1 pseudogene is annotated in these 361 nt (G+C 63.4%); it reads left to right on the top strand.

The annotated features are described in order from the left end of the window. Positions 1-78 precede the first annotated feature (78 nt). Positions 79-361 (top strand): annotated as a pseudogene (locus tag H5407_RS23760) (5-formyltetrahydrofolate cyclo-ligase); the annotation flags it as partial.

Genomic DNA, 361 nt, shown 5'->3' with positions numbered 1-361 from the left:
AGTTCTTCTCTTTCATGGGTGAGACCGGTGATTCAGCCAAGCCCCCAAACAGGCGCATTGCCGCACGAACGTGCCGCCTTGCGCCAGCATCTGCTCGCCGCGCGAGCCCAATGGTGGGCCACCCCGGACGCTCAGACGGCACAGGCGGTGCAGGCCGCTGCGCTGCGTGAGTTGCTGGCTCAATTAGAGCCTCAATGCCTGGGGCTTTACTGGCCATTTGACGGTGAATTTAACGCAGCTGCGTTTGCGCGGGAGCAAGGGCTGGCGGATGACATGAGTCTGGCCCTGCCCTTTGCCAGCAAGGCGCCGCGCCAGATGGTCTATCGACGCTGGCATGGCGAGGCGCCCACCATCAAGGACG

The sequence above is a fragment of the Mitsuaria sp. WAJ17 genome, from assembly GCF_014174515.1.
In the GTDB taxonomy this organism is placed as follows: Bacteria; Pseudomonadota; Gammaproteobacteria; order Burkholderiales; family Burkholderiaceae_C; genus Roseateles_B.
Note: the sequence above shows the minus strand (reverse complement) of the source record. Positions and strands in the feature narration are given on the sequence as shown.